The 13,669-nt window shown below is 66.4% G+C and carries 11 protein-coding genes and 1 pseudogene; 4 read left to right on the top strand and 8 right to left on the bottom strand.

Going from position 1 to position 13,669, the window contains the following annotated elements; translation table 11 throughout:
• Positions 1 to 55 precede the first annotated feature (55 nt).
• A complete protein-coding gene (locus AC5RUW_RS15475) occupies positions 56 to 940 on the top strand; it encodes a glycosyltransferase family 2 protein (RefSeq protein ID WP_494161505.1) in 885 nt (294 codons plus the stop codon).
• Positions 941 to 1,044: 104 nt separating this feature from the next.
• Positions 1,045 to 2,946, top strand: a complete 1,902-nt coding sequence (locus tag AC5RUW_RS15470; RefSeq protein WP_494161504.1) for a lysozyme — start codon at positions 1,045 to 1,047, stop codon at positions 2,944 to 2,946.
• Positions 2,947 to 3,055: 109 nt separating this feature from the next.
• On the opposite strand, the gene AC5RUW_RS15465 is transcribed toward AC5RUW_RS15470, so the two are convergent.
• From AC5RUW_RS15465 to rfbB, 5 genes are all read right to left on the bottom strand, one after another.
• A complete protein-coding gene (locus AC5RUW_RS15465; RefSeq protein ID WP_494161503.1) occupies positions 3,056 to 3,463 on the bottom strand; it encodes a DUF2304 domain-containing protein in 408 nt (135 codons plus the stop codon).
• Positions 3,460 to 4,242 (bottom strand): glycosyltransferase family 2 protein, encoded by a 783-nt coding sequence (locus AC5RUW_RS15460; RefSeq protein WP_494161516.1) that lies wholly within the window; start codon positions 4,240 to 4,242, stop codon positions 3,460 to 3,462. Before AC5RUW_RS15460 ends, AC5RUW_RS15465 begins: the two co-directional genes overlap by 4 nt.
• A gap of 160 nt (positions 4,243 to 4,402) precedes the next feature.
• Positions 4,403 to 5,296 carry a glycosyltransferase family 2 protein gene (locus AC5RUW_RS15455; protein ID WP_494161502.1) on the bottom strand — a complete coding sequence of 298 codons (894 nt, stop codon included), beginning with the start codon at positions 5,294 to 5,296 and terminating at the stop codon, positions 4,403 to 4,405.
• The gene (locus AC5RUW_RS15450) at positions 5,289 to 6,713 is read right to left on the bottom strand and encodes a sugar nucleotide-binding protein (protein ID WP_494161501.1); all 1,425 of its coding nucleotides are present in this window, start codon (positions 6,711 to 6,713) and stop codon (positions 5,289 to 5,291) included. The genes AC5RUW_RS15455 and AC5RUW_RS15450 overlap by 8 nt, the downstream gene beginning before the upstream one ends.
• Before the next feature lie 3 nt (positions 6,714 to 6,716).
• The gene (gene rfbB / locus AC5RUW_RS15445) at positions 6,717 to 7,715 is read right to left on the bottom strand and encodes a dTDP-glucose 4,6-dehydratase (protein WP_494161500.1); all 999 of its coding nucleotides are present in this window, start codon (positions 7,713 to 7,715) and stop codon (positions 6,717 to 6,719) included.
• A gap of 168 nt (positions 7,716 to 7,883) precedes the next feature.
• Between rfbB and rfbA the strand changes: the two genes are divergently transcribed.
• Together rfbA and AC5RUW_RS15435 are read left to right on the top strand one after the other, a co-directional pair.
• Complete coding sequence (rfbA, locus tag AC5RUW_RS15440; protein WP_494161499.1) at positions 7,884 to 8,771, top strand: glucose-1-phosphate thymidylyltransferase RfbA; 888 nt, start codon at positions 7,884 to 7,886, stop codon at positions 8,769 to 8,771.
• 125 nt (positions 8,772 to 8,896) lie between these two features.
• Positions 8,897 to 10,843: a DUF6541 family protein gene (locus AC5RUW_RS15435; RefSeq protein WP_494161498.1), complete on the top strand. Its 1,947-nt coding sequence runs from the start codon at positions 8,897 to 8,899 to the stop codon at positions 10,841 to 10,843.
• A 169-nt stretch (positions 10,844 to 11,012) separates the two neighbouring features.
• Here AC5RUW_RS15435 and AC5RUW_RS15430 read toward each other — a convergent pair.
• From AC5RUW_RS15430 to AC5RUW_RS15420, 3 genes and pseudogenes are all read right to left on the bottom strand, one after another.
• Positions 11,013 to 11,970: pseudogene (locus AC5RUW_RS15430) on the bottom strand (IS481 family transposase); the annotation flags it as partial.
• A 91-nt stretch (positions 11,971 to 12,061) separates the two neighbouring features.
• Positions 12,062 to 12,793, bottom strand: coding sequence for an ABC transporter ATP-binding protein (locus tag AC5RUW_RS15425; RefSeq protein WP_494161497.1), 732 nt, complete (start codon positions 12,791 to 12,793; stop codon positions 12,062 to 12,064).
• A 3-nt stretch (positions 12,794 to 12,796) separates the two neighbouring features.
• Complete coding sequence (locus tag AC5RUW_RS15420) at positions 12,797 to 13,669, bottom strand: ABC transporter permease (protein ID WP_494161496.1); 873 nt, start codon at positions 13,667 to 13,669, stop codon at positions 12,797 to 12,799.

Raw genomic sequence — 13,669 nt, 5'->3', positions numbered from 1 at the left:
CGCCACCGACCCGCCACGGCACCGCCGGAGAACGCGCCAGAAAGGAGGTGGAGCGATGCATGAAGTTGACGTAATGCTTCCCTACTACGGCGACGTTGACCTGATGAAGGCAGCGGTGCGCAGCGTGATGGACCAGGATTTCCAGCACTGGCAGCTGACGGTCCTGGATGACGGCTTTCCTGACCCCGAGCCGCGCCGCTGGTTCGCCGAACTGGACGATACCCGCGTCCGTTACCTGAGGAACGACACGAATCTGGGCGCCAATGGCAACTACCGCCGCGCCGTCGAACTCGCGGCTGCACCGATCACCGTACTCATGGGCGCCGACGACCTTATGCTCCCCGGCTACCTGGACGTGGTGGTCCGAGCGCTGACGGACCATCCCGCCGCCGCTGCGGCCCAGCCCGCGGTCGTGGTGATCGACGGAGCGGGCCGGCAGTGGCTGCCCCTGGCCGACCGGGTCAAGACTTGGGTGGCGCCAACGGTCCGCGCCACACTGGAGCTGGAGGGGGAATGGCTGGCCGCCAGCCTCCTGCACGGGGGGTGGCACTACTTTCCGGCGCTGGCTTGGCGGACGGAGGTACTGCAGCGCATCGGGTTCCGCCGCGAATACGACGTGGTGCAGGACCTGGCCCTCCTGCTGGACATCGTCGCGGACGGAGGTTCCTTGGTCCTGACGCCAGACCGGGTGTTCCGTTACCGCCGCCATGCCGCCTCAGACTCCAGCGTCAGGGCGGTGGACGGCCGCCGCTTCCGTGAGGAGCAGCGCTTCTTCCAGTTCCAGACCCGGAGGTTCGCCGAACTTGGTTGGCCCCGTGCTTCCCGCGCCGCCCGGCTTCACTGGACGTCCCGACTGAATGCCCTGTACACCTTGGCCATCGCGCTGCGCCGCGGCCCCCGTTCCGCGGCGGGCACGCTCGTCCGCCACGTCGTCGCCTAACACCTCGAAAGGGGTGACAACTTCCGCAACTTCAGCAACAAGTGCCGGTAGGCTGGTGGCCGCACTGCGAACCATTACCGTGTCGTCAAGCCTCGGAGACACCCGTGAAACCACCTTCCCCAGCCCGCTGGCTTCCCGCCGCCGCGTTGATCCTGACCCTGACCGCCACCGCCGTGCCTGCCCAGGCGACCAATGCCGCGCCCGCCGACGGGCCGCTCGGTTTGCAGAACCTTGAGCTGCTGCCCCAGGACGCCGGGGCCATCTCGGCGCCCGGCACGGAACCCACCCTCGTCGCGGAAAGCCCCTTATCTGATCCGACCCTGCCGGCTGCGGCGGAGACCGCTGCCCCGGTGCCGTCCGCGCCTGACGGCTCGCCGTCATCCCCCACCGGCGAGCCGTCGCCGTCGGCATCGAAGGAGTCCGACACGGAATCCGGCGAAAAATCCCTCGAAGAACTCATCGGGCCGCTCGGCGCCCGCATGGGCCAGGGCCTGGACCGCCTCGATGAGACCGCCGATCCGCAGGTTCCCGGCGAAGCCGAAGAGGAGGTTCGGGACCTCCTCGAAGAAAAGATCGAGTCCGAGGGCCTCTCGGCCGTCGTCGACACCGCGATCGAAGCGGCCACTGCCCCGGGCACGGGAGCAGCGGCCGCAGGCCCCGGGGCCACCGCCTTCGCCGCCATGCGTGCGACGGGCCTGCAGGGCCTGGACGTCAGCAGCCACCAGCTGAATGTGAACTGGCAGCAGGCATGGGACCAGGGCGCCCGGTTCGCCTATGTGAAGGCGACGGAGGCGACCAGCTACCGCAACCCCTACTACCGGCAACAGTACGATGGCTCCGCGACCACCGGCATGATCCGGGGCGCGTACCATTTCGCCATCCCCAACGTCAGCAGCGGCGCGGCGCAGGCCAACTACTTCATCAACAACGGCGGCGGGTGGAGCAGCGACGGTCGCACCTTGCCCCCGCTGCTCGACATCGAGTACAACCCCTACGAGGAACTGGGCAACACTTGCTACGATATGAGCCCCTCGGAGATGGTGTCCTGGATCCGCGACTTCTCCAACACCATCAAGGCACGCACCGGGCGTCTGCCCATGATCTATACGACCACCGACTGGTGGCAGACCTGCACCGGGGACTCGCGGGCCTTTGCCGATCATCCCTTGCATCTGGCCCGCTACGCTGATTCCCCAGGCCCCCTGCCCTCCGGCTGGTCCAGCTACACAGTGTGGCAGTACAGCAGCACCGGCCCGTTCGTTGGCGATTCGAATGTGTTCCGCGGCACCATGGCTGAGCTTCGCTCCTTCGCAACCCGTGCCCAGTCCTTCCGCACCGCCCAGCTGCACTACGAGGGCGTTTCCGCGAGTACGAAGTTCGGCCACACCACCGATCTATTCCTCGCCTGCGACTGGGACGGTGACGGCATCGACACGCCGGCGGTCTTCCGCGACGGCTCGTGGTACCTGCGCAGCAGCCTTGGCGGAGCCGAGACCGTTCGGAAGGTCGCGTACGGCGACCCCGGCGACCAGCCGCTCTGCGGAGACTGGGACGGCGACGGCATCGACACCCTCGGGGTGTACCGCAACGGCACGGCCTACCTGCGCAACAGCAACACCTCCGGCCGGGCCGACGGTGTCTTCAACTACGGCGAACGCGGCGATCTGGCGCTGACGGGAGACTGGAACAACGACGGCTACGACACCCTGGGCGTCGTCCGGCCATCGGGCATCAGCTTGCGGTTCTACCTCACCGACAGCAACATCGTTCCCCGTGTAGCCCGGACCTTCCACTTCGGCGCACGCGGCGACCTTCCGGTGTCCGGGGACTGGGACAAAGACGGCTATGACACCATCGGCATCCGGCGCGGCATCACCTGGCACTTGACCAACGACACAGTCCGGCTCGCCGCGGACCAGGTCCTCTCCTACGGCAACCACGGTGACCGCCCGCTGACCGGACGCTGGACCGTCGGCGGGCCCGACCGCGTAGGCATCGTCCGGTAGCCGCCCGGGGGCTCCGGCTCTGCCGCCCCCCTGGGAACCGGAGATGTGGAAAGGGGAGGCAGCGAAGAATCGCTGCCTCCCCTTTCTGTCCGAGCAGGTTCCGGTCTGCCTAGGACAGAGGGGTGTCCGTCCCGGAACCCCGCTCCCCCGGTTCGGTACCGGCACGGAGCCCGTCCACGCGGTGTCGCAGTTCGCTGAGCTCGTTGCGCAGAATGGAGGCTTCCTCGGCCAGCGCCCGGGTTTCGTCTTCGACCACGGAGATCTCCAGGGACAGGTGCAGGCAGACGCCGAGCAGCAGGAAGATCGCCAGGGTGAACAGCAGGTTGGCCGGCACCATGATGCCCACGAGCGAGGCGGCCCACTCCAGCAGCTGCGGAAAGGCGGAGAGCACGAGGGCGATCAGCCCTACCATGACCCACAGGATGGCGTACTTCTCACGGAGCTTGCGTTGCTGCAGGAGCCAGACGACCCAGCAGACGATGGCCAGCGCCAGCAGGAAGGGAAGGATGGTGCTCATGCGCTTTCGCTCCGCTCGGATCTCAGGACCGTCTTCTTGCGCGACATGGCGATCACCAGCGCAAAACCGCTACGCGCCAGATAGATCGCTGCCTTGAGCGGGTTGTGGCTCGGCTGCCCGCCCTGGCGCGGCCGCATCTCCACGGGCACCTGTGTCACGGTCAGGCCGGAGCGGACCGCCACGACCAGCGAGTCGATGGTGTCGCCCAGGTACTCGGCGGGATAGTGCAGGCAGTACTGCTCGATGGCGCGTTCGTTGGCAGCGCGAAACCCTGACGTCACATCGGTCAGGCGCGTCTTCGCGATCCGGGAGATCGACCAGCCGAGGAAGGACATTGCCCACTTGCGCGGCCCGCGGACCTCGTAGTTGCCCTTGTCGGCGAACCGCGCACCGATCGAAATGTCGGCCAGCTCCAGGCCCTTGACGACCTCCATCAGGTCCTTGGGGTCGTGCTGCCCGTCAGCGTCCACCTGGATCGCTTGCCGGTAGCCGTAGCGGCGGGCGTACTTGAAGCCGGCGCGCATGGCACCGCCCACGCCGAGGTTGAACGGCAGCCGCAGCACGGCGGCACCCGCGGCCTCCGCGAGGTCGGCGGTGTCGTCGGCGGAGCCGTCATCGACCACGAGGACATCGCAGTCCGGCACGGTGGCGAGCACCTCGCGCACCGTATTGCCTACTGTCTGGGACTCATTCCATGCCGGCATAATGACGAGGAGCCGGTGACGGCGATCCGCCCCCGCCGGCTCCGGGCCTGCTGCTCCCGGCTCTTCTTGTTCAATCAGTGGTTTCAACTCCTAGTGCTGATCACGGCTCCGCGGCCGGACACTGCCAGCCAGGAGGCCGGCACGGCTTTGCGCCCGATACCGGTCAGGCGTCTTCCAGGCTCCCAGAACATACTAGTGCCCTTCGTCCGCACGCCAAGGTCCGGCTGTGCCGCTGCTACCCCCCGAAGGCGTGGCGCAGCAACAGCCGAAGGGCGGCACTGTCCCGCCGCTTCAAGGCCGCGGGCAGGATCACGAGGGCATGCAGGCGCGAGGTGATGTGCAGCCGCGCAGCACGTGCCGTGCGGTTCCAGCCACGGGACGCGCACAGCTCGGCGGCCAGCGCAAAGAAGCGTCGTTCGCCGTCGAAGCGGGCGCCGTCAACCAGTTCCATCGAGGACGCACTGGAACTGTGCCGACGGTAGGCGAAGACCTCTTCCGGCAGTACCAGGAGCTTCTCCCCGTCCAGCAGCATGTCCAAGATCAGCGGCAGATCTTGGATCACGGGGAAGCCGTCGCGGAAATCGTGGGCTTGGATGGCGTCGCGGCGGAAGGCCAGCGACGGCCAGTACAGCCAGTTGCCGTGCATCAAGCCTGTGGCGACGGCTTCGCCTTCAAGGACCTTTGGGGGCGGGGTCTTGGGCCGCAGTAGGCGCTGCTTGACGGCGTCGGCCAGCGTGGCGGCGGGCCGACCGTCTTCATCAACCACCCTGACACCGGGCTGAATGATGCCCACGTGCGGCTCGGCGGCATGCGCCCGGAGGATCGAGTCCACGTATCCGGGCAGCATATAGTCGTCGCAGCCCATGACGACAACGCGCGGTTCCTCCGCCATCTTCACGCAGCGGCGGAAGTTCTCCGTGATGCCGTAGTTCTCTTCATTGCGAAAGTACCTGATCCGGGGATCCATGAGGGTCTCGAACCAGGCGTCGACGGAACGGTCCGGATGCGCGTCGTTGACGACGGTGAGGCGCCAGTTGGGATTGGTCTGGGCCAGGACGCTCTCGACCGCGGTCTGGAGGTAGCCGAGGTCGCCCCAAAACGGAATGTAAATACCGACTGGTTCAGTCACGAGGTGCGGTGCTCCTGCTCACGTAGTCCCGGAGCCGGTCCATCGCCTCCGGCGGGGTGAAACCTGTCTTGGCGATCTTATTCAGCGTGAGGGTGCTGTTCGCCGGGCGGGGCGCGATGCCGTCCTTGCCCGCGTAGTATTCGGCGGTGCTGACATCGGTCACGTCCTGCGGGTCGGCACCCGCCAGGGAGAACACCTCGCGGGCGATCTGGGCCCAGGAGACGGGATCCCCTGAGTTGGTCAGGTTGTACGTGCCGTACGGAGCCGCCGTTTCCAGCAGGTGACGGATGCCGGCGGCGATGTCTATGGCAAAGGAGAGTCGGCCGACCTGGTCCGCGACCACCGAGGGCTTCACGCCGCGCTCGACGAGGGAAAGCATGGTCCGCACGAAGTTCGGACCGTCGCCAACCACCCAGCTGGTGCGCACCACGTAGCGGCGGGGCGCAGCAGCTGCAGCCAGGTCGCCGGCCGCCTTGCTTTGGCCGTAGGCGCCCAGCGGCGAGAAAGGTTCTTCCTCGGAATGCTCGGCGGCGGTGCCGTCGAAGACGTAGTCGCTCGAGACATGTACCAAGGTCAGCCCGTGCTGGGCGGCGGCCTCTGCAAGCCGTCCAACCGCTAGGGCATTGACCGCCCAGGCGGTCCGGCGTCCGGCGTCCATCTCGGCGCCGTCCACGTTGGTGTAGGCGGCGGCGTTGATGATCGTCGAGTAGTCCTGCCAGTGGAAGCGCTCCAGCGCTGCCGGGTCGGCCAGGTCCAGCTCTGCGCGGCTGACGTAGTCCACGTGCCCGGCGTCGGCGTACACGGCCCGCAGGGCGCGGCCGAGCTGCCCGTCGGCACCGGTGACCAGGATCCGCCGCGGCGGCATCGGTGCGACGTCGGCGAGCATCGGATGCGCGCGGTCCTTGGCCGAGAGTTCGGCCTGCTCCAGCGGAATGGGCCACTCGATGCCGGCCTGGGGATCGGCCAGGTTCAGGAAGGTGTACTGCTCCTGCGCTCCCGCGGACCAGTGGTCATTGACCAGGTAGACGTAGGCGGTGCCGTCCTCAAGGGTCTGGAAGGCGTTGCCCACCCCTCGGGGCACGAACACGGCAGTGGAGGGATCGACCTCCGCGGTGAAGACGGTTCCGAAGCTCTCGCCTTCGCGCAGGTCCACCCAGGCGCCGAAGATCCGGCCGGTGGCCACTGAGACGTACTTGTCCCACGGTTCCGCGTGGATGCCGCGGGTGGTCCCTGCCGTCTCGTTGAAGGAAATGTTGTTCTGCACCGGGCCGAAATCCGGCAGGCCGGCGTCGAGCATCTTGTCCCGCTGCCAGTTCTCCTTGAACCAGCCCCGATTGTCGCCGTGCACCGGAAGGTCAAACAGCAGCAGTCCCGGGATCGGCGTGGTGCGCACGGTCAGCGGCTTGGCGAACTCCATGCCTTACTGTCCCTGCTCCCGGTACTTGGCCTCGGTGGCGGCCTTGCGGGGCCGCCACCAGGACTCGTTCTCCCGGTACCAGTCGATAGTCGCCTCCAGGCCCTGCTCGAAGTCCGGGAAGCCCGGCGCCCAGCCCAGCTCGGTGCGCAGCAGGGTGGAGTCAATGGCGTAGCGCAGGTCGTGCCCGGGCCGGTCGATCACTTGGTCGTAGGCGTCGGCGGGCTGGCCCATCAGCTTCAGGATCAGCTCGACGACGTCTTTGTTGTTCCGCTCGCCGTCGGCACCGATGAGGTAGGTCTGCCCGATCCGCCCGGCCTCAATGATCCGCAGCACCGCGGAGGAATGGTCATCGGCGTGGATCCAGTCCCGTACGTTGGCCCCGGCGCCGTAGAGCTTGGGCCGGACGCCGTCGAGCACGTTGGTGATCTGGCGCGGAATGAACTTTTCCACGTGCTGATAAGGCCCGTAATTGTTGGAGCAGTTGCTGAGCGTCGCGCGCAGGCCGAAGGAGCGCACCCAGGCGCGCACCAAAAGGTCCGAGCCGGCCTTCGTCGAAGAGTACGGGCTGGACGGGTTGTATGGCGTGGACTCAGTGAACCGCTCCGGATCGTCGAGTTCCAGGTCCCCGTACACCTCGTCGGTGGAGATGTGGTGGAATCGGGTGTCGTGCTTCCGGGCGGCCTCGATCAGCGTGTAGGTGCCGATGATGTTGGTGTCCAGGAACGGCCGCGGATCGTGCAGCGAGTTGTCGTTGTGGGACTCCGCGGCGAAGTGCACCACGACGTCGGCCGCAGCCACCAGCGGATCCACCACCGCGGCGTCGCAGATGTCCCCCTGCACGAAGGTCAGCCGGTCCTGCGGCAGCCCCGTCAGCGAGTCTAGGTTCCCTGCGTAGGTGAGCTTGTCGAGCACCGTGACGCGGGCTTCGGTGGTACGCACCAGGTAGCGGACGAAGTTCGAACCGATGAACCCGGCGCCACCGGTGACCAAGAAATTCTGCATGACACCAGCCTAACCCGGGCCGTCGGAACGTTCGGAAACCGTGTAATTGGGCTCGGATCCTGGGGCCCGGGAGCGGCGGCAGCAGCTGCCTTACAGTCCGTTCGGTCCATCCTGACACGCCGGTCCGTCGATTTGGTTGGAATTTCCCGGGCAGGGATACTTCTAGGCATGCGCGGCATCATCCTGGCCGGAGGAACCGGCTCCAGACTGCACCCAATCACCTTTGGCATCAGCAAGCAGCTGGTCCCGGTGTACGACAAGCCGATGATCTACTACCCTCTGTCCACGCTGATCCTGGCCGGGATCCGCGACATCCTGATCATCACCACGCCGCACGACCGGCCCCAGTTCGAGCGGCTGCTCGGCGACGGTTCCCAGTTCGGCATCAGCCTCAGCTATATGGAGCAGCCCTCCCCCGACGGGCTGGCCCAGGCTTTCGTGCTCGGTGCGGAGCACATCGGCAGTGACCGGGTGGCTCTGGTACTGGGCGACAACATCTTCTACGGCCAGAGCATGGGCACGCAGCTGCGCCGGTTCGCCGAAGTCGACGGCGGCGCGGTCTTCGGGTACTGGGTCTCGGACCCGCGGGCGTACGGCGTCGTCGAGTTTGACGCCGAGAACCGGGCGCTGTCGCTGGAGGAAAAGCCGGAGCATCCCAAGAGCAACTACGCCGTCCCGGGCCTCTACTTCTACGACAACGACGTCGTGGAGATCGCCCGGAACCTCAGGCCCTCCCCCCGCGGTGAGCTCGAGATCACCGACGTGAACCGGGTCTACCTGGAGCAGGGCCGCCTGCACGTGGAGATCCTGCGCCGCGGCAGCGCCTGGCTGGACACCGGTACCTTCGATTCGCTCAACGACGCCTCGAACTTCATCCGCACGGTCGAGAACCGCCAGGGCCTGAAAATCGGTTCGCCCGAGGAAGTGGCCTGGCGTGTCGGTTTCCTCTCCGACGACGAACTGCGTGAACGCGGCGAAAAGCTGGTCAAGAGCGGCTACGGCCAGTACCTCCTGAACCTGCTGGACCAGCGCCTGCCCATCCCCGCTGCCGACTAGGCCCGCGGCGCCGCGTAGACTTGCATGCGGCCGTTTCCCGGACGGCCCGTCCCGTCACACTGTCCCAGCGGAGGTCCCTTTTGTCCTGGTTATCCACGTTGCCGGTTATAGCTGCCACGGCCGGTATGGTCTTGGTGCCAGGACTCCTCGTGGCCCTGGGCCTGCGCTTTCGCGGGTTCGCGGCGCTCGCCCTCGCTCCGGCGTTTTCAGCGGCAATCGTCGGTTTCTTCGGTGTCCTGACCGGCACGGCCGGCATCTCCTGGAACCCGCTGACCTACGCTGTGTCCTCGGCGGTGACCATCCTCGCCGCGCTGCTGCTTACCTTCCTGCTGCGCCGCCGGAAGGCCGCATACGAGGCGGGGCAGCGTCCCGGTCCCGTCTGGCGTGAAGCGCTGGTACCCCTCGCTGCCGCGGCACTTGGCGGTGCCATGGTCCTTCGCCGGCTTTTCCAGCTGGTGGGCGCCCCCGATCACTTTGCCCAGAACTTCGACAACGTCTTCCACCTCAACGCCATCCGCTACGTCATGGAGACCGGGAACGCCTCGTCGCTGACGCTGGGCCTGCTCCAGGGCGAGGGCGACGGCGTCGTTTCGATCTATCCCGCGGTCTGGCACACCTTCGGCGCCATGACCGTCCAGCTCACGGGCGCGGACGTTCCCCTTGCCGAGAACGTCGTCAACATGGTCGGCGCCGCTGCTATCTGGCCGCTGGCCTGCGTCTTCCTGGCACGGACCATCTTCGGGAACAAGGCGGCTATCACCCTCGCGGCCGGTGTCCTCTCGGCAGTGCAGGTGGCCTTCCCGTACCTCATCCTGGTCTGGGGCCCGCTGTTCCCCAATGCCTTCTCCCTGAGCATGCTGCCGCTGGCGATCGCCGTCGTCGTCCGGCTCTGCCGCAACGCCCGCGACGCCGAGCAGGACGCGCCGCTCATGTGGTGGGCGGCGCTGCTGCTCACACTGGCGGGAATGTCCACGGCGCATATGGGGTCGGTCAACGCGCTGCTCTTCCTGGTGCTCCCCCTGCTGGCCACCGTCTGGTACCAGCGCCTGCGCGCACTGCGGCAGCGCCGCGTCCCGCGCGCCACGATGATCGGCTTTGGTGTCTTCACCGTGGCGGCGGCCGCTGCACTGGCCGCCTGCTGGATGCTGCTGCGGCCGGGCTTTTACGATTCGTGGGGGCCCACCGCCACCCCAGGCGCGGCGATCGGCGAGGCGCTGACCAACGCGCCCATGGGGACGCCCGTGAACTGGATCGTCACCATCCTCACGGTCACCGGCATCATCGCGGTCTTCCACCAACGCCGGCACCGCTGGGTGGCTGTTGCCTACGGCTTCTCCGTCTGGCTGTATGTCGTGGATGCCTCCGTGGAGCGGGGGTTCTGGCGGAACTTCCTGACCGGCACCTGGTACCAGGACACGTATCGGCTGGCCGCCCTGCTGCCGGTGCTGGCCACTGCCCTGGGCGCCTTCGGAGCCTGGGTGATTGCCAACTGGCTGTGGTGCCGCCTGACCGCCCTCACCCCCTCCCTGGCGCCCGGAACCACCGCCCGTACCGTCACCGCAACGGTGCTCCTGGCCGGCTCCACGCTGGGACTGGCCGGGGCGACCTACTTCGGGCCAGTTAAGGCGTATATCGCGTTTGCGATGCCGCTGTACAGCTTTGACGAGACCTCGCCACTGCTGACGCCCCAGGAGGTGGACCTAATTGAGCAGCTCGACGAATACGTGCCCGAGGGCGCCGTCATTGCCAATAACCCTTGGAACGGCAGCTCAATGGCCTACGCCCTGGGCGGGCATGATGTCCTGACACCGCACCTGTTCGCCTCCGCGGATCCGGAGCGGCTGCTGCTCTCCCAGGAGCTGAAGACCGGTGCCGCCACACCCGAGGTCTGTGCGGCCGCGGAGGAGAAGAATGTTGACTACATCCTCGACTTCGGGGACCGCTACCTGATGGAGAACCCCGGCAGCGGCGATTACCCGGGCGTCACCGACGTCGAGCCCGGGCCGGGGCTGGAGCTTGTCGCCAGCACCGGTCCAGACGCCAAACTCTACGAAGTGACCGGCTGCGACTGACCCTTCGGGCGGCCGGAGCGGCAGGTTGTTCGCTTCCGGCCACCGAAGGGAAATGGGAGGCAGTGCCCATGCGGGCACAGCCTCCCATTTTCCTGCGCGTTTCCGGTCGGAAGGTCTCCGCCGGATCGGGGAAACCCGGGGCGGCGAGTTGTACTGAGTCAGTAGGTTGTTGACACCGGTTGATGGGTGCTTTGCCTCCGAGGCTGCTGTGCGGGCGTGGGTGGTTGTAGAAGTCTAGCCATGGTTGCAGGGCGTCGGTTCGGGGCTAGCTGGTGATGAAGACCTGCCGGTAGGCCCAGCCTTCCTGCAGGGTGCGGTTGATGCGTTCGGCTTTGCCGTTCTGCCAGGGGTGGCGGGGCTTGATCAGCACGTGTTTCGCGTTCAGGGCGGTGAGCGCGGCCTGGAAATCCTTCGAGAGCCGGTAGGCGAAGGCGTTATCCGTCATGACCCGTTTGACCGGGGCGCCGTGGGCGGCCATGAACGCTGCGGCGCGGGTGAGGAACCCGGCGCATGTCGGTCCTTTCTCATCTGGGTGGATTTCAACGAACGCGAGCCGTAAGTGATCATCCACGGCCACGTGCACGTAGTCGAAACCGACCCGGTTGTGGCCGGTGGTGTGGTTGCGGGCGGACTGGCTCGGGTCCGCCCGCCACCCGACCCCGTCCGGGATACGGCCGAGTTTCTTCACGTCGATGTGGATCATGTCCCCGGGCGCTGCGTTCATAGCGGCGGTCCGTGGCCCGTGCGGCCCTGAGCCTGACCCCGGTCAACGGGTCCAGCTCCCACAGGTGCGCCATGCCGGCACGGGCAAGGATCCGGGACACTGTCCTGGCCTTGACTCCCGTGCGGGCAGCCAGATCGGCAGGGCCGGTGCGGTGCTCAATCCTGGCTTAAATGACCTCCCCCGTCTTCTCCGGGCTGGTCGCGTGCGGACAGTTCTCCGGACGCGAGGACCTATCCAGCAAACCCGCCGGACCCTCGTCCCGAAACCGGTTCACCCACTTGTAGGCCGTGGTGCGGGAGATACCCATTTCCTTGGCCACATGCGCCGCAGGACGACCGGAGGCAACGCGCTGGATCAGGATCATTCTTCCGGCCGGAGCCAGACGGGCATTACGGTGGGACATGAAGACCCCTTAGGCTCGGCTTGTTTTCGCAGACACCAACCTAAGAGGTCTCCACCTATTCATGTGCAAACAACGTCCTGACTCAGTACAGCTAGTTCCGCCCCCGCAGGTGGCCGACGACGTCGTCCACCGGCCCGTCCTGGATAACGCGTCCGTGCTCGAGCAGCACACCGCGCTCACAGATCTTGGAGACCAGGTCCAGGTCGTGGCTGACCACGACCAGCGTCTTGCCTTCCGCAGCCAGCTCCTTAATTTTGGCGATGCACTTGCGCTGAAACGGCTCATCGCCGACGGCAAGGATCTCGTCCACCAGGAACACCTCGGGATCAGTGTGGACGGCGACGGAGAACGCCAGCCGCAGGTACATGCCCGAGGAGTAGAACTTCACTTCCGTGTCGATGAATTGGCCGATCTCGGAGAACTCGACAATGGAGTCGAATTTCTCGTTGATTTCCTCCTCGCTCATGCCGAGGATGGCGCCGTTCAGGTACACGTTGTCCCGGCCGCTCAGGTCGTGGTGGAAGCCCGCCCCCACCTCGATCAGTCCCGCCACCCTGCCGCGGGTGCGGACCGTGCCCGAATCGGGGCGCATGACCCCGGAGATGTGCTTGAGAAGCGTCGACTTCCCGGAACCGTTCAGTCCCAGCAGCGCCACGGTCTCGCCCTCGTTAATATCCAGCGACACGGAGTCCAGCGCGTGGAACTTCTCGGACAGGTCGCCCTTGCGGCCCTTGATCAGCCAGACGAAGGCTTCCTTCATGGAGCGGGTATGGCGCAGCACGAACTGCTTGCTGACGTTGTTGACTTCAATGGCGACGGCCACGGTTCAGAGCTCCTGGGCGAAACGGCCTTCGAGGCGGCGGAATACGGTCTGGCCGAGGAGAAGGACCAGCGCGGATACCGCCAGACCCACCGGAAGCCAGAGACTGAGCAGATGGGGCGGTATGGCTTCGGCCCCGTCTGTGGTCGGCAACCAGAAGGCGTAGTGAAAGGTCTCCACTCCCACGGTGAGCGGGTTCAGCTGGTATGCCGCGAAGAACGTGTCGCCGAGCTGCTTGCGGACCATCGTCCACGAGTACAGGACCGGCGAGGCCCAGGTCGCGATCATCAGCAGCATGTCAACGAGGTTCTCCGCATCACGGAAGTACACGTTGACCGCTCCGAAGAGCAGCCCCAGTCCGGTGGCCAACATCGCCACGATGACGAATCCGCCCGCCGCGGCGGCAAGCTGCAGCGGGCTCGGCGACCAGCCGGTGAACAGGCAGGCGACCACGAGGATGAGGATCTGCGGCACGAAATGCACGCCCGAGACCCAGACCGAGGCGACCGGGAACAGCTGCCGGGGCAGGTAAATCTTCTTGATCAGTCCGCCGTTGACGACAATCGAGCGCGAGGCGTTGCTCAGTGCTTCAGTGAAGAAGTTGATCAGCACAATGCCCGAGAACAGGTAAATCGCGTAGTTCGGCAGCCCGTCAGGATTGCGGTCGCTCTTCTCCAGGCCCAGGAACACGCCCAGGGCAATGTAGAAGACGACGAACTGGACGCCGGGCTTGACGTAGGACCACAGCAGGCCGAGGACGGATCCGCGGTAGCGGACCTTGAGTTCCTTGGCGACCAGGAGCTTGAGGAGGTACCTGGAGCGAACAACGTCGCCCAGGCCCCTCCCCCGCCCCGGGATGGTCAATTCTCCGGTGGACAA

It is taken from the genome of Arthrobacter sp. Y3222053, from assembly GCF_059092805.1.
Note: the sequence above shows the minus strand (reverse complement) of the source record. Positions and strands in the feature narration are given on the sequence as shown.

Excerpts from the sequence above, each read along its gene's own strand:
- rfbA (WP_494161499.1), top strand. The coding sequence starts at position 7,884 with ATGCGCGGCATCATCCTGGCCGGAGGAACCGGCTCCAGACTGCACCCA.
- AC5RUW_RS15435 (WP_494161498.1), top strand. The coding sequence starts at position 8,897 with ATGGTCTTGGTGCCAGGACTCCTCGTGGCCCTGGGCCTGCGCTTTCGC.
- rfbB (WP_494161500.1), bottom strand. The coding sequence starts at position 7,715 with ATGCAGAATTTCTTGGTCACCGGTGGCGCCGGGTTCATCGGTTCGAAC.
- AC5RUW_RS15475 (WP_494161505.1), top strand. The coding sequence starts at position 56 with ATGCATGAAGTTGACGTAATGCTTCCCTACTACGGCGACGTTGACCTG.
- AC5RUW_RS15465 (WP_494161503.1), bottom strand. The coding sequence starts at position 3,463 with ATGAGCACCATCCTTCCCTTCCTGCTGGCGCTGGCCATCGTCTGCTGG.
- AC5RUW_RS15450 (WP_494161501.1), bottom strand. The coding sequence starts at position 6,713 with ATGGAGTTCGCCAAGCCGCTGACCGTGCGCACCACGCCGATCCCGGGA.